We start from the raw sequence: 21,682 nt of genomic DNA, 5'->3' as shown, positions 1-21,682 counted from the left end.
TTTCAGCGCGATTGGCGAGGTTGGGGTACCGGCAGGCCCGGTGTTGTCATCCCGTTGAAAAAGACACCGAGCACCGTGAGGACCTCGCCGAACACGTCGTGAGGGTCCTCCGCTTGGCAGATCAGCGTGTTGCCCGAACACAGCACCCGTAAAAGCAATTGCGCGGTCGTGACCACGGGCATGGCTGAGATCAGCTCGCCCCGCTGGACCATGTGCGTCAACAGCGCGACGAGCGCCGGCAACACGTACTGGTCATCGATCTGCTGGTAACGGTCCGGGCCCAGCGCCTGGGGTGCCTGACGCAGCAGCTCGCGATGTATGGGATCGCTCAGTGAGAGGCCTACGAACTCCGTCGCAGCCCGGCCCGCGATGGGCAATCCGGCTCCCACTGGCCGATCCCGCATCCGGGTATTCGCTGCTTCGATTCCCGCTGCCGCGACGACCAGCCGTTCGCTGAACACCGCCTCAAACACGGCCTTCTTGTCCGGGAAATGCCGATAGAAGCCGCCCTTGCTCACCCCGGCATGTGCGGTCAACGTCGCGACACTGGTCGCGTCGTATCCGACTGTCGCGAAGCACTCTTTGGCGCTGTCCAGCAGCGCACGCCGCGTTCCCTCGGCGCTGACCTGTCGGCGCGACAGCTTCGGTGCCAACTCGACTGCCATGAGTCCCTCCTTTCAGCGACCGGCGGTCGCTGAACGACCGATGGTCACCATACCCACTGCGGGCCAGGAAGCCAAGCGGCGTAGCCCACAAACCCCAAGGACGCTCGTGAGCTGCAGCTGGTCCAACCAGGCAATCTGCTTCCACACCGCATCGCCCAGGGGATGCACCAACCCGTATCCGAGCCTCTACCGTTGGTCCGGTGAAGCTGCCGGGTGCTCGGGTCTGTGCCGTCGCCGCAGTACTCCTTGCCCTCGCGGGCGTGCCTTCTTGCGGGCACGCGACAAACCCGACCGCCCCCGCGCCGAGCGTGGAGCCCCAAGGTCCTTTCGCGCCCGTCATCCGCCTCATGAACGATGCGGTTGCGGAGCCTCGGCTACCGGGCGCGGTGGTGCAGATCGGGCACGCCGGCACGGTCGTGTTCCGGCAGGCCTTCGGGTGGCGCAAACTCCCCGATGAACCGGGACTGGACGGGTCGCCCGCACCGGCCGAACCGATGACCGACGACACGATTTTCGACCTGGCGTCGCTGACCAAACCGCTCGCGACGAGTGTGGCCCTTCTTCAGCTGTACGAAAAGAGCCTGGTTCGGATCGACGAACCCGTACAGACATACCTGCCGGATTTCAACCCCGACAACGACCCGCGACGGGCACAGGTCACACTTCGCATGCTGTTGACGCATACCTCGGGCATCGGAGGCGACCTGAGCCATCAGGGGCCTTGGGGAGTGACGGAGGCGGACAAGGCGGACGGTGTACATCGGGCACTCACCGCCCCGTTGGCATTGGACCCCGGTAAGACATTCCACTACTCCGATATCAACTTCATCATCCTCGGCGTGCTCATCGAGAAGCTCACCGGCGAGTCTCTGGATGTCTACGTGCAGGACAACGTTTTTGCGCCGCTGGGCATGTCCGACACGCGTTACCTACCCCCGGCCAAGGCATGTGGACCGCACCAAACCATCGGTACAGCAGTTTCTTTCGACAAATTGATGACCGCGAACGTTCCCTGTCCGGTGGGCACCTGGAACACCGATCTGTTGACACGCATCGCACCGACGGCACGCGACGAGGACGCCCCGGCTATCAATCCCAACTACGACAATCTGCTTCGCGGGACCGTGCACGACCCCACCGCGCGCCGGATGGGCGGCGCGGTCGGCAGTGCGGGTGTGTTCTCGACGGCCGATGACGTCGGCCGGTACTCCCAGGCACTTCTCGATCGGCTCGCCGGACGACCGAGCCTGTTCCCGCTGAAGCAATCCACCCTGGAACTGATGACGACACCGCAGCAGCCAGGCCACACCACCGCACAACTCCAAGCGGCCAACAACGCCAGCCGCCAGGCAATCCAGAAGAGTCCGAACACCACCGATCCCCTACTTGCACCGCACTATCCGGCCATAGCGGCACAGAGCCTGCGCGGTTTCGGCTGGGATATCGATACGGAACTGTCCAAGCCGCGTGGAATGCTCTTTCCCATCGGCAGCGTCGGCCACTCAGGCTTCACCGGGGTGACGGTGTGGATCGACGCAGCGTCGGACACGTATGTAGTGGTCCTGGCGAACGTTATCCATCAGCGCGGCGGTCCACCCATTGTGGGGCTGAGCGGCGATATCGCCACCACGGCAGCCCGGGTTCTGCATCTCTACAGCAATTAACCGGCCCGGTGGACGAGAACCACTGCGCCCCTGCCGATCACGAGATTCTTCACCCTGATGCCAGAACGTTATCGGACGTCTCGGCGAGGCAACTTCTTTAACAACAGTCACATTGTTAACTTCCTGCGATGCACGATTCGTCGGGGACCAACGACCCTCTGCGCTCTTCACGATCGGTGACGCGACGTGACGCACTGCGCTACGCCACAGCCCTGTCCGCATTGGCCGGGCTCGGTGCGGCATCGGCCGCTGCCAGCGCACCGACGGCGTCCGCCGCCGCGCCCACGTTGATCGACTTCGCCATGCGCCAGATTCCGGCAGAGGACATCAAGGCCGCGGGACACTCGGGAGTGATCAACTACGTCTCCACCTCACGCCCCGGTTCGTCCATGGGCGCCAAGCCGATCACCCGGCCGTATGCCCAGGCGCTCACCGCGGCCGGGCTGGTCATCGTAAGCAATTTCCAATACGGAAAGCCCGGCGGGACAGCGCCATCGGACTTCACACGAGGATTCGCCGGTGGCGTCGAGGACGCTCGCACCGCCTGGCAGCTGCACACTGCCGCCGGCGGCGGCCAGAGCGCGCCGGTCTTCTTCTCCGTCGACGACGACATCAACCGCGATACCTGGAACAACGTTGCACTGCAATGGTTTAAGGGCATCAACTCGGTGCTCGGCGTACAGCGCACCGGCATCTACGGCGGCGTCAATCCGTGTCAGTGGGCCGCTGCCGATGGCGTGATCGGCAATTCGCGCTCACCCGGCCACGTGTGGGCCTGGCAGACCCGGTCATGGTCACGCGGCCAGGTCTTCCCCGGTGCGGTCCTCTACCAGCGCATTGTGAGCACCGCATCGAATCCTGGCCCGGTAGTCGGTGGGCTCGAGGTCGACGTCAGCGATGCCCTGGCCCAGGATGTGGGCCAGTGGAACTTTCACCAGTGAGAGACACGCGAAGCTCGGCGTAGGCGTCGACGAGTGCATCGAGCGCGAACCGCCGGTTGAGACCGCTGGGATTCGGCAGCACCCACGTCGTCACCCCCGCGAAGCGGAATGGCTGTAGTCCGAATGCGATGTGCGGGGATTTGAGCATGGACACCACTGCACGCTTTCCGAGAAATGCCAGCGCCCCCGGGTTCAAACGACGCATCTTATCCTCGAAATCTGGCCGCCCCGCACGGAATTCGCTAGCCGTGATGTCGTCGGCCCGCGGTGTCGCGCGGCTGACAGCAGCAGTGATGCCGCACCCGTACGTCAACAGTTGACGCTCGTTCTCCGGGCGCAGGCGAATGTCGGTGAAGCCGGCCCGGTAAAGCACTTCCCAGAAACGGTTGCTCCGGTTTGAGAAGTTGTGTCCATCGGCCACTGCCGTGGCGGCAGGATTGATTCCACAGAAAATTACATCGAGCCCATGCGCGAGAATATCGGGAGAGTACTGACCCACAGCATGTAGGTTCTCATGACTCACCGGCCTGGCGGTACCGAACTATCCTGGGGGGCTGGAGGGTTCGGGCCTTGCCCAACGATGCGCTCCTGAAGCCGATACAAGGTGTACTTGAAGCTACCGACAAAGTAGGCCCAGTCGGCCTGCTTGGGTCCGTGGTAATCGCTGGACCCCTTGTAGCCCGCGTCGTCGATGTTGCCCAATGCCAGCTTGGCGATGTTGACGTCATGCGCTTGCGCACTACCGGCGTTCGCCTTAATGAGCATTGGTATCAGCCGGTTGAGTGCGACCAGGCTGGTGTCGGGACTCACCGCGATGTCGTTGAAACCGCGCGAGATCGAGTTGAGGTCGGCGAGTGTGCTGCGGCCGTCAGTGCCCTGGATCGACGGGAATTTCGCGAGTTGGTCGCTGATCTGCCCGCTCTTGTTGGCCAGGTCGCCGATCTGGTTAGCATCGATAGCTTGCACGCCCGGGCCCGATGCCGCGATCAGATCATTGATCGTCTTCTCCCGCGACGAAATCGAGGCGGCCAGTTCGGACGTCTTGTCCAATGAGTTTTGAATCTGTGCCGAACGCTTATTGAGGGTGTCCAGCAGCTGATTCGATTGCCCCACAATGTCGCCCAGGGTTTGACCATTGTCAGCCGAAGCCTTGCCCAGCCCGTTGACCAGGTGGGTTAAATTGCGGACCACACCACCGTTGACCAATACCGCGGCTGAACTGAGCACACCTTCCACGGAGGCAGCCGATGACGTGGTTTGTAAATCGAGAACGTCGCCGTCCTTGAGGAGTTCCGCAGATGGCTGAATCGGGGGTTCGAGGGCTACGAACACGTCACCCAACGGGGTCGCACTGCGCAGCTGGGCAGTGGATCCGACCGGCAGGCGCACACCCCTGAGTATCCGAAGTTTGACGACGGCCACATCGTCGATTGCCTCAATGGATTCGACCTCGCCGATATCGGCGCCCTTGAGGCGTACCTTTGCCATATCCGGCAGATTCAGAGCGTTAGCAAATTTTGCCGTCACCGCATAGGCATCGGAACCGATGCTCGGCGCCGGCAGGTCAAGGCTCTCCAGGGTCGGCGGATCACAGGCCGATACTGTCATTGCCAATAGAGCTGCGGCGGCGGCTTGAACGACCGGACGAGCGCACCGCGACGACCCTGCGGCCGTTGAGCGGATGGGCACAACCGTACCAGAATTTATCTGGGAATGCGCGTCCCATGCCATCGCGCAACCGTATCAAGCGGAATTGGGCCAAACACCCTCGCTATCTCGTCAAAGCCAGTGATTTCCACTACATGATGGTGCCTCAAATGAGCCTCGTCACGAGCCTGCGCCGGGCGACAGATTTGACTCGACGCGTTCAACGAACGAATCGGGACCGGGTGCTCGCTGAGGGCAGGGGCGCGCGGGCGTACAGGCCGCGAAGGGCGGTCCAGAGTTTGCTATACGGATGCATTCTCCGGTTCCGCGAGGCACCAAACTCTCGTCACCACATTAATCGCCTGGTTTCGGGCGCCCCATCCAAGCAATGCTGATTGTTCAGGCAATGAATTTGCCATCGCTTAGAGGAGGTCCGTGGGCGGTTGTCGGTACGCCTTCGGCAAGCTGGATCGACACCGTGAACCGAAGGTGGATCCACGGGAGTTTGGCCGCCCGGTCTCCGCCGTGAATCGATATGCGGGGCAACACATAAGCGCCGCTAGGGCGACCGTTTGTTCGTGAAGAATGTGTCCACGCTCACATGCGCTGCATACGATACCCCCGTAATGCACAATGCGCATATGACAGCTGATCCGAAGTCCGCCTGGAAGGCACTCAAAGAGGGCAATGAGCGTTTTGTGGGTGGCTTTCCGCAGCATCCGAGTCAGAGCATCGCGCGTCGTACTGAACTGGCCAATGGCCAGAGCCCTGACGTGCTGTTGTTCGGGTGTTCGGATAGCCGGGTGGCCGCGGAGATCATTTTCGATCAGGGCCTGGGCGATATGTTCATCGTGCGTACCGCCGGTCAGGTGATCGACTCCGCCGTCCTGGGCTCGATCGAGTACGCGGTGGCAGTGCTGGGTGTGCCGCTGATCGCGATCCTGGGCCACGACTCCTGCGGCGCGGTGGGGGCCACGGTGGCCGCCCTGGATAGCGGCGAGGTGCCCGGCGGGCATATCCGGGACTTGGTGGTGCGGGTGATGCCCTCAATTCTGGGCGGCCGCAAAGACGGGCTGTCGCGCATCGACGAGTTCGAGGCCCGCCACGTCGAAGAGACCGGCATCAAACTGCTTCAGCGCTCGCAGGTGGTCGCCGATGCGGTCAAGGCCAACAAGCTCGCCATCGTGTACCTGACCTACAAACTGGCCGACGGACGCATCGTCCTGCACGGCCACGTCGGCGACATCGAGTAGGCAGCAGCCTGGCGCTTCCTATCCGAGCAACGGGCGCATCTCGACGCCAACGGGCGGTCGATGAAGTGCACGTCATCGACCGCCCGTTACGCATACGATCCGGCATTCCAGTACGGCAGCACTACTGTCCTCGGTGGAAGTCAAATCGTCAGCCGCACAACGGATTAAAGCGTTGGTACAGTCCGTCGGTCCGTGACCGCTCTGTGGCGCAGGCGGTACTGACCCACGTCGGCGCCGGTTGTTGAGCGCGCCTGGCTAGTCGTTTCCGGTTAGCTTGTCCTTGACGGCCTCAACACCCTCTTTGACCTTATCGGCAGCGTCAGCGATCTTCTGCTTGGCAGAGGCGATCCCCTGCTCGGCCTGTCCTTCAGCTTTCAGATCGTCGTCGTTGGTGACGGACCCGGCGGCTTCCTTAGCGCGGCCCTTAAGATCATCGAACTTGTTCTGGGCGTCATCAGTAATTCCCATGTTTCCCAACCTTTCTCATGATGTCGTGCAGCGAGACAAGCGTCTCGCTTTTAGAATGGCCAACTCCGCTGTTGTCGGCAGCACGGGTCGTCTACGGCGTTTTGAGGGCCACCGACGACCCGTGCCCGTGCTGACGTTTCTACTGGTTGCTCAGTTTGTCAGTGAGACTTTCGCATCGGCATCGCCGACTTTGAAAGTGATCGTTCCGTGCTCGAAGGTGGACTTGAACGAGCCGTCGGACTCGGTCACCTCATCGGCCGTGGGATAGCCGAGTTTGCCTTGTGAGGCTTGGTTTTCGTTCCAGGTGTCTCGGATCTTGCCCCACACGAAATAGACCGGCTCTCCATTGCGGTAGATCAGCACGCCGCCGTCAAACTGCTGGTAGACGCCGCTGCGGTCCAGGGTCTCCTTCTGATTGTCATACGGTGCGCCCAGATCCTTCTTCTGAACATCGTTCAGGGTGTTCCACTTGGCCAGGATCGGCCCCTCCACGGTGTAAGGCGTGCCGTTTTTGCCCGGAATCTGTGTGGTGCTGGGCTTTTCGGAGGGCGAAGCGGTGATGGACGAGATCGCCGACGAAGCGGCCGAGCTAGCCGAACTGAGCGAAGGCGCGTCACCAGTCTTGTGTGAGCAGCCCACCGCAACTGAGGCAATGACGCCTACTGCGACGGGCAACGCGGTGACATGCAGATTCTTGATGCGCATCTACTTCTCTCCCTTGGTGTGTGATCGATCTTCCGCGAAAAACGCGTACTGCACTCCTGCCGATCGTGCGCCGGCAAGAGACATCTATGAACCAACCTCGGATGTCCGACGATGCTAGCAATTGTTTACAGAATAAACTAGGGTTATGGCTATGACGGGTAAGCCTTCAAACCGCCACCGGATGTTGGGACGAGCGCTGGTGGTGTGCGGGGTCGTGGCTTTGTTCGGCGGCGCCGTCGCCACCAATCACGGCAGCCACGCTGGCGTCCTTTCCACGGTGATGGCACTCCCCGGCAATTCCGAGGTGGCCGATCCCGACAGCGATTCTTCCGGGGGTTCGGACGTGACCGGTCCCATCGGAAACTCTGACCGTTCCGACGTGACGGGCCCGATCGGTGGTTCACCTAGCGGTCCCGCTGGCAATTCCGCCAACTCGAACGTCCCCCCCATCGGTGGCCCCGGCGGCGGTTCCGCAGGCGGTTCCTCCAACGGTCCCGCGGGCGTGAACGGTGCCGCGGGTGGGGTCCCCAGCGGCCCCGCCGACATGAACGGCACCGTCGGCGGCGGTCCCGGCACCTAGTGATTTCGTCAGGGTTGTCGCACCCCCGGTGACGACAGTGCAAAGGCGACCACAATCAGCCAGCTAAACGCGGCGCAATATCTATCGCGCTGCTTCATGACGGCCAGCGTCGGTACTGACTCATGCAGTAGCCACCAAACCCGGGCGCTTCAAGTTGATAACGATATGAAACCTCAGTGGTTGCAATGCGATACGTGAGCCCTGAGTACCTGCTGGGCGCCACTATGTTCACTGGGTGCACCGTCGAACGGCCCTGAAGATTCCGCTGGTGCTGGCAGCAGCGACTCTCCCCCAGATACTGGCTCCTCTTTCGGTGATCCCGCGGGCGACGGCCGCGCCAGGCCAATGGCCGGTTGAACGCGCCAACGCGTGGTACCAGGCCCAGGGTTGGCTGGTCGGCACCAACTTCATCACCTCGAACGCGATCAACCAGCTCGAGATGTTCGCACCGGGCACCTACGACGCGCGGCGCATCGACAGCGAGCTGGGGGCATGCCGGCTACTGGGGTTCAACACCGTACGGGTGTTCTTGCACGATCTGCTGTGGGCCCAGGACCGCGCCGGGTTCCAGAACCGGCTCTCGCAATTCGTCGGGATCGCCGCGCGCCAGAGCATTAAGCCACTGTTCGTCTTCTTCGACTCGTGCTGGGATCCAAATCCTCAGCTAGGAGCCCAGCGGGCGCCGACTCCGGGCGTGCACAACTCGGGCTGGGTACAGAGCCCGGGGGCGCACCGCATCGACGATCCGAGCTACCGCGGGGCGCTGAAAGATTACGTGGTGGGCGTCATGAGCCAGTTCCGCAATGACAACCGGATCCTGGGCTGGGACATGTGGAATGAGCCAGACAACCCGGCCAAGCAGTACCGCAAGGTGGAGCGCAAAGACAAGATCGACGCCGTCAGTGGGCTGCTTCCGCAGGTATTCAGCTGGGCACGTTCGGTCAATCCAGTGCAGCCGTTGACCAGCGGTGTGTGGCAAGGCAGCTGGGATCGCGGAAGCCGTAGTGAGATGGCCGGTTTCCAACTCGACAACTCCGACGTTATCTCGTTCCACTCGTATGCAGGCCCCACCGAGTTCGAGGCCCGCATCAACGAGCTCGCCCCGCTGGGCCGACCGATCCTGTGCACCGAGTACCTGGCCCGCGACCAGGGCAGCACCGTCGAGGGCGTGCTCCCAGTTGCGAAGCGGCACAACGTCGGTGCGTACAGCTGGGGGTTGGTGGCAGGCAAGACCCAGACCTACTTCCCGTGGGATTCCTGGGACAAGCCTTACACCAAGATCCCGGACGTGTGGTTCAGCGATCTACTACAGCCAGACGGGCGGCCGTATCGCGACGCCGAGTATCAGACGCTGCGAAAGCTGACTACGCGCGTGTAAAGCATGTCTGCCAACTTTGTTCATGAGGCGGTAGGCAACCTATCGGAGTGCCACGCCATCAGCAGTGGCGGCCAGTCAGCGCTCGGGCATCGAAAATGCCGGCCGGGATGCGGCCGAAAGTGCGACCCTACAACCGATGTGGCTTCTCAATCTTCATGTCCACTTACGATCCCTCGACCTGCCTGAAACTCGGCGTTCTCACTCGATGTCCACACCGCCAATTCTCACTTTCATGTCCACTTGACCCAGGAGCACTGCGAGCATGACGGCGCACTCAGCGCCAAGACGGCAGCCCTGCGGCAAGTTTCGTCACAGTGACACACTGCGCGGCGAGCGTGTCGCCGTAAAATACGTTCCATGACAGCGCATTTCGTGCACAAGGGCCGCCGCTCAATGCATCTCTGCGGGGACAGGCCCACCCGTGGGCTATTGAACGGCGACGATGGCGCGGCCCTGACGGGCGCGAACCGGCTGGCGGGCTGAGCTGCCTACGGGACAGCTGCGGCTCACGGGTTCACACCAGGTCGAGCGCTCGCAAATCGGTCACGTACTTGCCGATGAGTGCGGCGTCGATGTGCGGAATGTCCTGCTCGGCACCGATCTCCATCGCTTGGACGGCGGCGCGAAAGACCGCCGTCGGTGCAATGGCGCCACGCAGCGGCGTCTCCGGAATGCGGTAGGCGTCGAGGAGTGCCAGCGCTGATCTCGACCGTTGAGGTTCGGGCAGTCCGCGCAGCGCCGCCTCGAAGCGTGCCACCCATTCCGCGTGACCATCGATCCGTCTGATCGCAGCGCCGTCGTCGATGAGCCAGTCCACGATCACGTCGAGCGACACCCCGTCGTCGTGGGGGTTCATCACGTCGTAGGACGTGAAGCCCTCGCGGTGGTCGGCACCGATCGTGGTGATCGCCTCGGCGACGAAGTCGGCGGGTAGCCCGTCGTAGTGCGCCCGCGGCCGCTGCCCCGCCTCGTCACCGGCGTAGAAGCTGCTCGGCGCTATTCCCGTCGTCAGCAAGCTGATCAGCAGCCGTGTGAAAGCGTCGGGCACGTTGAGCTGACCGGCGAATCGACTGTGCGCCAGGATCATGTCCGAGCGGAACACGCTCACCGGCAGGTCACACAGGTCGTGGGCTTCACGCAAGAGGACCTCACCGGCCCACTTGCTGTTGGCGTACCCGTTGGCGTAGCCGTCACCGATCGGCCGGCGGGGGCTGACCTCACGAATGTCGCCGTCCTCGACGAACTCCGACACACCCATGGCGACGGCGACGGTCGACAGATAGGTCACCGGCTTGATCCGACTGCTGATCGCAAGACGGATGACCTCCGCGGTGCCGACAACGTTGGGACCGAAGAGCTGTCCGTAGGGCAGGAGGTGATTGACCAGCGCCGCGGGGTGCACGATGGCATCGACCCGTTCCGACAGTCCCGTCCAGGTGCCCTCGTCCAGGCCGAAGTTCGGTTCGCCGATGTCCCCGGGGAGGACCTCCAGGTGATCGGCCGCCAGCGAACGGAACTCGGAGAGGAGAGCATCGTCGCCGGTGTCGAAGGCCTTCTCGAGCCTGCGGTACGCCGCTTCCGGGCCGTCGCCGCGTACCAAGGCGACCAAGCGGCCACCCGTCTTGGCCATGCGCTGCAGCCACTCCAGAGTCAGGAACCGACCAAGGTACCCGTTGGCGCCAGTCAGTAGCACGGTGGTGGGATCGGCAGTGACAGTCGGCAGATCGGCCGCTGCTGCCAGCGTGGCCTGATCGATGAAGCGGTCGAGGGTGAGTTCGGAGGCAGCGATCTCCGTCGCGCCCGCTCCATGCACGTTGACCGCGGTCGGCCTGCTGCCCTCGGAGGATCGCTCGGACTCGACGTAAGCGGCCAGCGCCGCGAGGTCGGTCGAGGGCCCGATGATCACGCCGACCGGAACGTCGACGCCGAACACTTCCGTGAGCAGGTTCGAGAAGGTGAGCGCCGACAACGAATCGCCGCCCAGGTCGATGAAGTGGACGTCGGGTGATGGCGCCGCCCCGGGTAGCCCGAGCAGCGCTTGGGCTGCCCGTACGACGGTGTCGACGACGGGTTGATCGGCAGCGGCTTCGCGCAGGGCCCGCAGGTCATCGGTCCGCGCCTCGGCGATGTCGGAGTACAGCTGCTCGAGTCGTTCGCCGTATTGAGCTTTGAGATTGGGACGCAACAACTTTCCCACGCCGGAGAGCAGTCCGTTGTCGGTGGTGAACGGCTCGGTCTCGACGAAGAAGTCCGCGGGCACTTCGTAGGGTTGCAGTTCGGCTGCCCTCGCGGTGCTCTGCAACGCCCCCCGCAGCGCCGATCGCAAACCGTCGCCATCGCCGGCGAACCGGGTCAGCGCGTCGTCGGTGGGCACGATGACGGCTAGCAGCGATGAGCGTTCGCTGTTGCCGTAGACGAAGATCTGCCGCACCAGTGCCGCGCCCGCGAAGACGGCCTCGAGATTGGCGATTGCGACGAATTCGCCTTGGGCGAGCTTGAGCACGTTGTTGCGCCGGTCGACGTACACGAGGTGGTCTGGCGCTACCTCGGCCATCACGTCGCCGGTGCGGTAGTAGCCGTCGGCATCGAAGACCTCGGCGGTGATCTCGGGGCGCTTGTAATACCCGGGTGTTGCGGTCGCCGTTTTGACGAGCAACTCGCCGCGGGGATGGGGACGGTCGGTGGTGAAGTAGCCCAGTTCGGGCACGTCGACGAGCTTGTAGTCGATCACCGGCGGGCGCCCGATGACGCCGTCGCGCATGACACCGCCGAGTTCGGTCAATCCGTACGCGTCGACCAGGTGGATGTCGAGGGTGGACTCCACGAACGCCTTCATGTCGGCTGCGAGTGGTGCGGTGCTGGTGAAGCCGCCCAGGATGCGGCCGCCGAGCACCTCTCCGCGGATTTCGGTCTTCGCCATGACGTCAGCCTCGGCGTGGCCGAGGCCGTCGGCGACCAATCGATCGACACGGGTCTGGTGGCGTTGGAACAGCATGTCGACGACGCGGGGCACCAGTGCCAGCTGGGTCGGGCGGACGAGCGACAGATCCTCGAACAGGGTCGACAGATCACTCTCGGGGACGAAGTAGCTGGTTCCGCCTGTCTGGAATGACGCCGACAGTGGGATGCGACCACCGAGGTGGTTGAGCGGCATGAAGTTGACGTTGATGACGGGCAAGTCGGTGTCGGAGATGAACTCGGTGGTCCACAGCGTCGTGACCATGCGCTCGGTCCACATCGCGCCCTTCGGAGCGCCAGTGCTTCCCGAGGTGTAGAGGATCATCGCGAGCCTGTCATCGGAGCCACCGTCGTACGCGGGCGGTATTGGGAGCGCGCGGCCGCGTTCGGTCACGTCGGTCAGCGTCTCGATGGTCACGGCCTCGCCGGTCAGTCGCACGCGTGCGCGTTGCAGCGCCTCCCTGTGGTCGTCGATCTCGGCGTCGAAATCGAACACGATGAGGTTGCGTACCGATGGCGTTCGTTGGACTGCCGCTGCGGCAAGGTCGAGGTAGTTGGCGCTCACCGTCAACACCCGTGGCTGGGCTTCGGCGAGGATCGGGACTAGCCGCGCCAGGGGTGAGTTGTGTTGCAGCGGAATGGCTACCAGACCGAGATAGCCGGAGACGATGTCAACGGTCAGGTAGTCCGCGCTCGCGAAGCCGATGGTCGCTACGAAGTCACCCGCACGGATGTCGTCGGCGGTAAACGCCGCCGCGATCGCCTGCACGTCGGCCCACAGTTCGCCATAGGTGACGGTCTCGAATTCCGGGAGCAGGCGGCGTTCCGCACGGCCAGTTTCGGCATTGGGCAGGACCGTCGTCGAGCGCCGCCCCAGCGCGGGACGGTCGGCGTAACCCGCAGTCAGGGTTTCCAACACCGAGGGCAGCCTCAGACCGGGCGTCCGCGCAGCATCGACGACCGAGCGACGCGGCTCGGCGTCTCGATGCTGCGCATCGTTGGTCTGCAATGTGGCGCGTCCCGAACTGGTGTCGACGCCGCCCGCATTCTTGTGCGTTGCCATGGAAAGCCTTCCGTCGTGTGCCGTTTAGGACAAGCAACCCAGACCCCGGCCGCTTCCCCGCGAGACGGTGACCTTCGCCACTCTGGGTTCAGAACACAATACTCAGCGATAGCTCCCACGCTAGGCGGGTGCTGCCAGAGGGACGCCAGCCGGCGACCAGCCCGCAGGCATTCGGCACCCGGCCAGGTAGCTGGGGGACACCGCAGCCGCTTCGCCATCCGAGACGATCTGTTCAGAAGGCATGGGCGCTGGGCGCTGGGCCCGTGATATCTGGGACTGCTCTGGCGGTCTCCGGTTCTGAGTGAGCGGTGGTGGGTGCATAAGTTTCACCGGTCTGCATGGACGGCGCCTGCGCCGTCCTGCTGCACGGCGCCCTGGGCTGTGGACCTGCTGGCGCCGAGCACATCCCAAGGCGAGCAACGCTTCTGCGCTCATCACGGCCGTGCCGAGTTTCGTTGCCATTGACAGGTCGTGGGCGGCGGTGCCGGCCTTATTCATCGTGAGCTGCTTCCCCATTCTTGGTTGGGCGGTCGGTGTGGCTGACCTATCTTCCAGCGGCTCGCGTGTGTGGTCTATCGCTTGCAAAGATGCTGCAAAACAACTATTTCGAGTAGACGGGCGCCGACGGGTACCAATCCGTCGGCATGTAGTGCGCGGAGCCGTGGCTGCGTCATGCTCCCTCCGCGTCAACGAAGCAGGAGGACCGGCAAGGCGGGGCCGCGCCCGCCTTGTCAAGCGAGCGACGCCCGAGGAACGACGACGCAGGGCGACGCGCCGCCGTCGTGTCCGTGCACGGGTCGGCCTCACGTTGTCTACCCCGTCCTTTTATCCCACAAGTTCGGAGAGCCAGAGCTGCAACGCAACCGAGATTTGGTCGGGTGAGTCTTCCTGGATGAAGTGGATTCCGTTGACGGACACTTCCCGTTGGTTCGGCCATGCTCGGCACAGTTCGCGCATGCGGCCGGTCAGCAGGGCACCGGGTTCTGCATTGATGAAGAGTTTGGGAATCTGGCTTCCCGACAGCCAGTTTGAGTAGTCGTCGACGATCTGGGTGACGTCGTGGGGCTGCCCGTCGAGGGGAATCTGGCGGGGCCAGGTGAGTGTGGGGCGGCGATCCTCACCGGGACGCAAGAACGGTCGCCGGAATTCGCCCATTTCCTCGTCGGTGAGGTCTCGCTGAATGCTGCGCGGGAAGATCTTCTCGACGAAGACGTTGTCTCGCAGCACCATGTCATCACCGGCTGGGGAGCGCACTTCGGTGAAGACCTCGCGTGCGTGGAACTCCTCCGCGCTCATCGGTGCCACGATGGCCTCCATGTAGGCCAGTCCGCGGACGGCGCCCGGGTGCCGCCGGGACCAGTCGAATCCCAGGGCCGATCCCCAATCGTGGACGACGAAGACGACCCTGTCGTCTACTCCGAGCTGTTCGAGGAGTCTGTCGAGATAGCGCCGGTGTTCGATGAAGCGGTAGGAATCGGGGCCGCTGTCGGGGAGTTTGTCGGAGTCACCCATGCCGATCAGGTCGGGCACGATGCAGCGTCCGTGGTCGGCGACCGCGGGTGCGATGTTGCGCCACAGGTAGGACGAGGTGGGGTTGCCGTGCAGGAAGACGATGGGGTCGCCTTGACCAAGTTCGACGTAAGACATCGTGAGCCCGTGGACGTTTTCGGTCTTCTTGACCCAGGCGGGTCGCTGGTTGGTCATGTAAGTGCTTCCGGTGGTTGGGAATGGTCAGTGGGCGTGGGAGTGTTGGGGCGGTGATGGCGTTGAGGTCTGACGGCGAGCAGGTGCTCGGGGATCGGCGTTGGTCACCCGTCGAGCCGTAAAACCCCTGCGGACGTGGAGACTGCGATTGAGGTGCTGCGGTCACCACCTCCCGCTCGCGCCATAATCCGTTTGGGACCGCCCTGTCGTGGGCGTCAGCCGCGTCGGCATCGCAAACTGCGTCGAGCGTGGGTTCCCTACCCAATCAGCGTGCCAACGCCGGGCCTCGACCAGAGAAGGTCGGGCTTTAGATGCCCCGGGCGGTGCGCCCACTGCCGGTGCGCCCCGCCACGGGTCATGTACAGGTTGTGGATCGTTCATTCAGCATCCGTGTGGGCTGGCGCTCGCCCGCAGACGCCGACTGGGGCCAGCAGGTCCCTGGTCGCACGGCGGCATTCCAAGAAGACCGTGCGGCCACCCAACTCCTTTTCAGCCCCGGGCCTCGGGCACCGACCGCCGGTCGGTCGTGTGTTGGGCGTTGACCCAACCGATGGTGAAGTCGGCGACCTCGCGCCACCGACTGTCGAAAACCAGCGAATGTCCTCGGTCGGCGAAGACGTGGTAGTCGGTGACCGCTCCTGATGTGGCGTAAAGCTCTGCAGCTTGGCGGCTCACCGACTCGGTGACGATGTGGTCCTTGCCGCCCCCGATGATGAGCAGCGGTCCGCGACGACCATTGGCGACATCTACGGCGGTAGGCGATGCGGAATCCTTCTTGGCGCCGACCACTTCGAACAGCGGCTTTCCCGGCGCCGGGATGACCAGTTGTTCGTAAAGCTTGTGGGCTTCCTGCCGTGGCACGGCGTTGGCCATGGCATAGCGGAACTGCCCTTCGGTCAGCGTGACGGCTCGGTCTCGGTTCTTCTTGTTGCGCAACACCGGGATGGAGGACCGGATCTGCGACCACGGCAGCTTGGTTACACCCTTGATCGGGGCCGGATCGATCGCCACCGCGGCGGTGGCAAATCCCTCGGCGAGGAGTCGCTGGGCGATCAACCCGCCGAAGGAATGCCCGATGACGACCGGCGTGGTGGGCAACCCGTCGATGACCTTGCGGTAGTGATCGACGACCTCGTTGACGCCGTACCCGCCGACCCGATCGCCGTCACGGCGCGTGCCCTCCACGGTAGGAGCGTCACCCGGCCAGCCGGCGATGACCGGTTCATAGCCCTGCTCTCGAAACGTCCTGGCCCACGGCACCCATGCCTGGCCGTGGATCCACATGCCGTGGATGAACAGAACTGGTTGCGCCATGATGTGTTCCTTTGCCTCGCACCTGATTTGGCTTCCCCACCAAGCCGGTGGAGATCCGGCGGCGCCGTGCCGCTGATGCGCACAGCCGAACTTTTAGACAGTTCATTCCAAAAGCGGTCGCGGTGTGGGGATCGTCACCCTTCGCACTCGAGGTGCCGGGCAGCGGGTGGGCCGAAGTCATGCGGCGACCAATGGACCACCTGGACGACGGCGCGGTCTTCGAACATTGGAATGGGCGCAGGTAGCCGCGATCTGCCGGCCCCTGGCTGGCTTCGGCATTAGCGCTGTGAACGGTTAGGGACGATGCGTCGCCGGCGCGACCACGCGACTCACGGTTCGACCGTTTACCACGCCACTGCAGAGCCCGCGTAGGTGCGCCGACGGCGACTGACCGCATGCCGCGTCCTGCACCCGCTATGTGGTCACCGTGACACCTCGCCGGGGCGACCCAGTGTCCGCGGGTCGTAGGTCACCGTGTTATCCCGTCCTGTTCGCCGTCAGGGAGCGGACCGCCTCGGCGGTGGTCCACACCGCGGAGGCCAGAAAGCGATAGTTGACCAGCGCCGCTAGGTAGCCGTCGCCTTCGGGCAGCCGCGGGCCTGCGGTGGCGTCCTTCACGACGACCACCTCGAAGCCCTGCTCGACCAGTTCGCGCATGTGGCCCTCGACGCAAAGGTTGGCAGCCATCCCGGCCAGGATGACTTGGTTTATTCCGCGCTTGCGCAGCTGTAAGACAAGGTCATTCGATTCCGGACCGACGATCTTGTGCGGAGAGGTGATCACGGTCTCGCCGTCGTGGATGTGGTGCACGTAGTCGGGCAGGAAGTCCGCACCGGAGCCGGCGAACCCGTCCAGGGTGTAGGCGCCTCGGCGACCGAACATGCCGATGCCACCCATGAATTTCTCCAGCGGATCGCCAAACGCCCATTGCGCGTCGGTCGGATAGAAGTAGTGCGGCGACACCGCCACGGTGATGCCCGCCGCCTTCGCGGCGTCGAACAGTTCCCCGATGTGGGCGACGGTGCCGTTCTCCTCGATGCTGTCGCCGAACACCGCCCACGTCGCGCCGTCCGGGCTGAGGAAGTCGATCTGAGGGTCGGTCACGACTAGGGCGGCGTGTGCGCGGTCGAGCGCGAAGCCCGAGGCGGGGAGCGCGGGACTTGCAGGCTCATCGTAGAGCGAATTGGTCATGGGGGTCCTTGCGTATTTAGAGGCGAGTGCCTTCGGAACTAAAATACGTGACTGGTCGTCTAATTAACAGGGGACGAGGTGATGCCGCTTCGCCTTGCGGCTCAGCGCAGCAGAGCTGGGACGGTCACCGCTTCGAAACGGTCGTACGGTGCGCGGCTGCGGGCAACCTTGCCGCGCAGTGCCGCGCCCTCCCATCCCTCGATCAACGAGGCCGCGAGCGCCCCTGCGTCGAGGTCGGTCCGGATGATGCCCGACTCCTGGCCGACGCGAACGCATTCGGTGAGCGCGGCGTCCCATCGATCGAGGATGCTGGCGAGCTGGTTGCGTACCGCGTCACTCGACCCGCCGAGTTCCAGCGCCAGGTTGCCGAGCAGACATCCGAGCAGAAAGCCACCGGCTTCGTGCTGGTCGGCGAGCGCGTGAAAAAAGCGCGTGATTTGTTGCGGCGCCGGTGCCTTCACACCAAGGATGGGTAGCAAGCGGTGCTCGATGTCGGCCCAGTAGCACTCGAGGATCGCGGTGGCGAACTCTTCCTTGCTGGCGAAGTAGGCGTAGAACGAGCCCTTCGGCACCCCCGCCGTATCGGTGATGTCCTTCACCCCGCTGGCGGCGAACCCGCGGTGGTGAACGAGTTCGAGTCCAGCGGCCAGCAGACGACGACGCACGTCGGGATTCGGTGGCCGTGGCATGACGACGACGGTAGTCGACCGGTCACGTATGTTCACGGTCCCTCGATCATCGGGCAGACTTCGTGAACAACGGTGCGCACCGCCGGACGCCGCGACCACTCATTCCCCAGTCGTAGTCCATGCCGACGTGCAACCTCGGCTACGAGCCTTCCGGACGGGCTAACGTCAGGTGCCAACCGTCGCGGAACCGGGCAGTGACGAACCCGCGCATCTCACCCTGTCCCCCACCACGTCAACAGGATTCGATCCGATGCCCCGCTGCGTCACGGGCTTGGCATGGGTTCTGCGCGCGGGCCGCGGTCACCGCGGCGGGCGTGCTCCTCGTCGGAGCGGTTTCCCGTGGACTGCCCGGCGAGCAAGGCAACCGCGGTTTGGACTCCCTGTTCGAGCACTTGGTCGGCGAGCACGCGGTCGGTGAGTGCGCGTGATATCTGCACCGTCCCTGCCATCAACGCGAAGACGTTGAGCACCGCCACACGCGCCGTAGATGGGTCCGGCGACGACATCTGTGCAGCTATGGCGTCCACGACGGCCAGCAGTCCGTCGGTGTAGTTCTGTTTGATGGCGTCGGGGCACCGTCCGATCTCGTCGAGCAACGCCGCAGATGGGCAACCCCCGCCGGGATTGTCGCGATGCTCGACCGAGAGATAGCTGCGGATGATTCGCTCGAGGCCACCGGGCTGAGCGGCCAGTGCGGCGAAACCACTGCCCTGCAACTGGAGTTGATCGGCGACCGTCACCGCCACCAGGTCGTCCTTGGACGCGAAGTGGGCGTAGAAGGCGCCGTTGGTCAGCCCTGCGTCGCTCATGAGCGTCGCGATGCCCGAGCCGTCGATGCCGTCCTGTTTGAAGCGTCGCCCGGCGGTGTCGATGATTCGCTGCCGGGTGGCTTGCTTCTGGTCCTTGGCGTAACGCGCCACGTCAATCCTCCAACCGGGCGTACCAACGCTTGTGTTCCACTGCGCGCAAGGTTACATTACGACCGAACGCTAATATTACGATCATACGACAACGGCCTTGGCGGCACCCTGCCAGCCATCGGGCTCGGGGGCCGCAGCTGGCGCGCAGGCTCGTCCCGGCCACGGCGGACGACGAACAGATCCGCAAGTTCAACGAGCTATCACCCACAAAGCAGCCCACGACCACGACCACGACCAAAGAGGGATCCCCATGACCACGTTTCACGCTGACACCGCCGCGGACCTCACCGTCGACGGCCCATCGGCCCGCTTCACCTACCGCCGACTCGGCCCGCGGGGCGGTGTCCCGCTGATCTTGCTGCAGCGATTCCGCGGCACGATCGACTGGTGGGATCCGGAGTTCGTGGACTATCTAGCCTCCGACCACGACGTCGTCCTGTTCGACAACGTCGGCATCGGCTACACCACCGGGCAGCCGCGTGACTCCGTGGCCGGATTCGCCGATGGCGTCATCGAGTTCGTCGATGCTCTGGGTCTCGCGTCGGTCGACCTCCTTGGTTGGTCACTCGGCGGCATCGTCGCCCAAGCCGTGACCCACCAACGGCCTGAGCTGGTTCGGCGGCTCGTCGTCGCAGGCAGCGCCCCCGTCGGCCCGGTTCCCGGTCAACCAGACATGGACAGTCGGGTGCTCGCAATCATGGCCAAGCCCGACTCCGACGCCGACGACCTGCTCTACCTCTTCTACCCCGAGACCGACGCCGCACGCGCGGCGGGCCTCAAGCACCTCGCCAAGGTGTCCACACGTCTCGGCGCCGGCGGCCCCGCGGTGTCGCAGGACGCTGCGCTCGGACAACTCCAGGCGGTGGCCAAGGTCTTGGCCGTGCCGTTCGAGGAGGTCCGATCCACCCTGGAAGCGATCACGCAACCCGTTCTGTACGCCAATGGCGTGCACGACGTGATGATTCCCGCGCTGGCGTCCTACGTCGCCGTGCAGCACCTGCGATCGGCCACCTTGGTGCTCTACAGCGACGCCGGGCACGCCTTCCTGTTTCAGCACGCCCGCGCCTTCGCCACCGAGGTGGGGAACTTTCTCGCCGCTTGACCGTCGAGAATCCGCCCAAACCGACACGGTCGCCGCCGCCGTCGGAGGGCTCGGCGGGGCGGCGTCGCGGGCCGTGGCAGCACCCCGAAACGACGGTTGCCTCCGCCGCGCCGAATGCGCGAAACACGGGCCACATGAACGATTGTCATTCTGGGCCGCTGACGCGAAGCGGCGGTGAGCACGGCCGCGCCTCCCGAATCACTGGCACGCCGAGAGGAACCCCCTGATGGCCACCACGACACCCTCATTCGATCTCTTCGCCCTACCCGATGAGCACCGTCAACTTCGCGTTGCGGTGCGCGAGCTGTGCGCCAAGCATGTCGCCCCGCACGCCGCCGACGTCGACGAGCAGGCCCGTTTCCCAGAAGAAGCCCTCGCAGCACTCAACGCCGGCGGGTTCTCGGCGATCCACATTCCCGAGGAGTACGGCGGGCAGGGTGCCGACGCGGTCGCCGGTTGCATCGTCATCGAGGAAGTCGCGAGGGTATGCGCATCCTCGTCGATGATTCCGATCGCCAACAAGCTGGGCACCCAGGGCATCGTCCTGCGCGGCTCCGAGGACATCAAGAGGCAGGTGTTCCCGTCGATGGCGTCCGGCAAGACGATGGCCGCCTACGGACTCTCCGAACGCGAGGCAGGCAGTGATGCCGCAGCCATGCGCACCCGCGCCAGAGCTGACGGTGAGGATTGGATCCTCAACGGTTCCAAGTGTTGGATCACCAGCGGCGGCAGGGCTTCCTGGTACACCGTGATGGCCGTGACCGACCCTGACAAGGGCGCCAACGGGATCTCGGCCTTCGCCGTGCACGCCGACGACGACGGTTTCACCGTCGGTGCGAAAGAACGCAAACTGGGTCTTCGCGGCTCCCCGACCACCGAGTTGTACTTCCAGGACTGCCGCATCCCTGGTGATCGGATCATCGGTGAGCCGGGGACCGGCTTCAAGACCGCTCTCACCACCCTGGACCACACCAGGCCGACAATAGGCGCCCAAGCCGTCGGCATTGCCCAGGGCGCATTGGATGCGGCGATCGAATACACGAAGGAGCGCAGGCAGTTCAGGTCGTCCATCAGCGACTTTCAGGGCGTGCAATTCATGCTCGCCGACATGGCCATGAAGATCGAGGCCGCTCGCCTCATGGTGTACACCGCAGCCGCCAGCGCTGAACGCAACGACGCCGCACTGGGATTTCTGGCATCGGCGTCCAAGTGCTTTGCCTCCGACGTGGCCATGGATGTCACCACCGATGCGGTGCAGCTCTTCGGCGGCTACGGCTACACCAAGGACTTCCCCGTGGAGCGGTTCATGCGCGACGCCAAGATCACCCAAATCTATGAGGGGACCAATCAGATTCAGCGTGTCGTGATGGCGCGTGCCCTGCTGCGAGGCTGATCGACGTCCTACCTCGACACACCCGACCGGAAGGTGCGACCGGCAGG

The 21,682-nt window shown here is 64.1% G+C and carries 19 protein-coding genes; 8 read left to right on the top strand and 11 right to left on the bottom strand.

The genetic code is table 11. From position 1 onward, the window contains the following. Positions 1-2: 2 nt before the first annotated feature. The gene (locus AOT83_RS06810; RefSeq protein ID WP_030097623.1) at positions 3-665 is read right to left on the bottom strand and encodes a TetR/AcrR family transcriptional regulator; all 663 of its coding nucleotides are present in this window, start codon (positions 663-665) and stop codon (positions 3-5) included. Positions 666-865: 200 nt separating this feature from the next. Here AOT83_RS06810 and AOT83_RS06805 point away from each other — a divergent pair, with 200 nt between their 5' ends. Continuing rightward, entirely contained in the window at positions 866-2,329 is a 1,464-nt protein-coding gene (locus tag AOT83_RS06805) for a serine hydrolase domain-containing protein (protein WP_078284734.1), read from the top strand. Positions 2,330-2,457: 128 nt separating this feature from the next. Beyond that, positions 2,458-3,270, top strand: a complete 813-nt coding sequence (locus AOT83_RS06800) for a DUF1906 domain-containing protein (protein ID WP_057964584.1) — start codon at positions 2,458-2,460, stop codon at positions 3,268-3,270. Here AOT83_RS06800 and mug read toward each other — a convergent pair. Further along, positions 3,221-3,769: a G/U mismatch-specific DNA glycosylase gene (mug, locus tag AOT83_RS06795; RefSeq protein ID WP_057964583.1), complete on the bottom strand. Its 549-nt coding sequence runs from the start codon at positions 3,767-3,769 to the stop codon at positions 3,221-3,223. The two genes, AOT83_RS06800 and mug, sit on opposite strands and share 50 nt — an antisense overlap. A 20-nt stretch (positions 3,770-3,789) precedes the next feature. Further along, on the bottom strand, positions 3,790-4,878 hold the full coding sequence (locus tag AOT83_RS06790; RefSeq protein ID WP_044105449.1) for an MlaD family protein: 1,089 nt from the start codon (positions 4,876-4,878) through the stop codon (positions 3,790-3,792). 680 nt (positions 4,879-5,558) lie between these two features. On the opposite strand from AOT83_RS06790, the gene AOT83_RS06785 reads away from it, so the two are divergent. Then, on the top strand, positions 5,559-6,170 hold the full coding sequence (locus tag AOT83_RS06785; protein WP_057964646.1) for a carbonic anhydrase: 612 nt from the start codon (positions 5,559-5,561) through the stop codon (positions 6,168-6,170). Positions 6,171-6,425: 255 nt separating this feature from the next. On the opposite strand, the gene AOT83_RS06780 is transcribed toward AOT83_RS06785, so the two are convergent. Further along, positions 6,426-6,638 carry a CsbD family protein gene (locus AOT83_RS06780; RefSeq protein ID WP_030097629.1) on the bottom strand — a complete coding sequence of 71 codons (213 nt, stop codon included), beginning with the start codon at positions 6,636-6,638 and terminating at the stop codon, positions 6,426-6,428. A 150-nt stretch (positions 6,639-6,788) separates the two neighbouring features. Beyond that, positions 6,789-7,343, bottom strand: coding sequence for a hypothetical protein (locus tag AOT83_RS28020; protein WP_078353854.1), 555 nt, complete (start codon positions 7,341-7,343; stop codon positions 6,789-6,791). A 151-nt stretch (positions 7,344-7,494) separates the two neighbouring features. Between AOT83_RS28020 and AOT83_RS06770 the strand changes: the two genes are divergently transcribed. The 3 genes from AOT83_RS06770 (at position 7,495) to AOT83_RS28335 (ending at position 9,784) form a co-directional block, all read left to right on the top strand. Beyond that, positions 7,495-7,923, top strand: a complete 429-nt coding sequence (locus AOT83_RS06770; protein ID WP_131726964.1) for a hypothetical protein — start codon at positions 7,495-7,497, stop codon at positions 7,921-7,923. A gap of 235 nt (positions 7,924-8,158) precedes the next feature. Further along, positions 8,159-9,301: a cellulase family glycosylhydrolase gene (locus tag AOT83_RS06765; RefSeq protein ID WP_057964581.1), complete on the top strand. Its 1,143-nt coding sequence runs from the start codon at positions 8,159-8,161 to the stop codon at positions 9,299-9,301. A gap of 357 nt (positions 9,302-9,658) precedes the next feature. Beyond that, the gene (locus AOT83_RS28335) at positions 9,659-9,784 is read left to right on the top strand and encodes a hypothetical protein (protein WP_276203387.1); all 126 of its coding nucleotides are present in this window, start codon (positions 9,659-9,661) and stop codon (positions 9,782-9,784) included. Positions 9,785-9,815: 31 nt separating this feature from the next. On the opposite strand, the gene car is transcribed toward AOT83_RS28335, so the two are convergent. The 6 genes from car to AOT83_RS06735 form a co-directional block, all read right to left on the bottom strand. Then, positions 9,816-13,322, bottom strand: coding sequence for a carboxylic acid reductase (gene car, locus AOT83_RS06760; RefSeq protein ID WP_057964580.1), 3,507 nt, complete (start codon positions 13,320-13,322; stop codon positions 9,816-9,818). A gap of 825 nt (positions 13,323-14,147) precedes the next feature. After that, entirely contained in the window at positions 14,148-15,026 is an 879-nt protein-coding gene (locus tag AOT83_RS06755) for a haloalkane dehalogenase (protein ID WP_057964579.1), read from the bottom strand. Positions 15,027-15,515: 489 nt separating this feature from the next. After that, positions 15,516-16,340 carry an alpha/beta fold hydrolase gene (locus AOT83_RS06750; protein ID WP_057964578.1) on the bottom strand — a complete coding sequence of 275 codons (825 nt, stop codon included), beginning with the start codon at positions 16,338-16,340 and terminating at the stop codon, positions 15,516-15,518. Between the two features lie 477 nt (positions 16,341-16,817). Beyond that, positions 16,818-17,531, bottom strand: a complete 714-nt coding sequence (locus AOT83_RS06745; RefSeq protein WP_057964577.1) for a cysteine hydrolase — start codon at positions 17,529-17,531, stop codon at positions 16,818-16,820. A gap of 101 nt (positions 17,532-17,632) precedes the next feature. Next, positions 17,633-18,220 carry a TetR/AcrR family transcriptional regulator gene (locus tag AOT83_RS06740; RefSeq protein ID WP_057964576.1) on the bottom strand — a complete coding sequence of 196 codons (588 nt, stop codon included), beginning with the start codon at positions 18,218-18,220 and terminating at the stop codon, positions 17,633-17,635. 263 nt (positions 18,221-18,483) lie between these two features. Then, complete coding sequence (locus AOT83_RS06735; RefSeq protein WP_082628287.1) at positions 18,484-19,140, bottom strand: TetR family transcriptional regulator; 657 nt, start codon at positions 19,138-19,140, stop codon at positions 18,484-18,486. Between the two features lie 250 nt (positions 19,141-19,390). Between AOT83_RS06735 and AOT83_RS06730 the strand changes: the two genes are divergently transcribed. Together AOT83_RS06730 and AOT83_RS06725 are read left to right on the top strand one after the other, a co-directional pair. Beyond that, positions 19,391-20,242 (top strand): alpha/beta hydrolase, encoded by an 852-nt coding sequence (locus AOT83_RS06730; protein ID WP_057964575.1) that lies wholly within the window; start codon positions 19,391-19,393, stop codon positions 20,240-20,242. Positions 20,243-20,468: 226 nt separating this feature from the next. Continuing rightward, complete coding sequence (locus AOT83_RS06725) at positions 20,469-21,635, top strand: acyl-CoA dehydrogenase family protein (protein WP_057964574.1); 1,167 nt, start codon at positions 20,469-20,471, stop codon at positions 21,633-21,635. The last annotated feature ends 47 nt before the right edge of the window (positions 21,636-21,682 follow it).

It is taken from the genome of Mycobacteroides sp. H001 (genome assembly GCF_001440005.1).
GTDB classification, from domain to species: Bacteria; Actinomycetota; Actinomycetes; order Mycobacteriales; family Mycobacteriaceae; genus Mycobacterium; species Mycobacterium gwanakae.
This window is presented reverse-complemented; position numbering and strand designations above follow the sequence as displayed.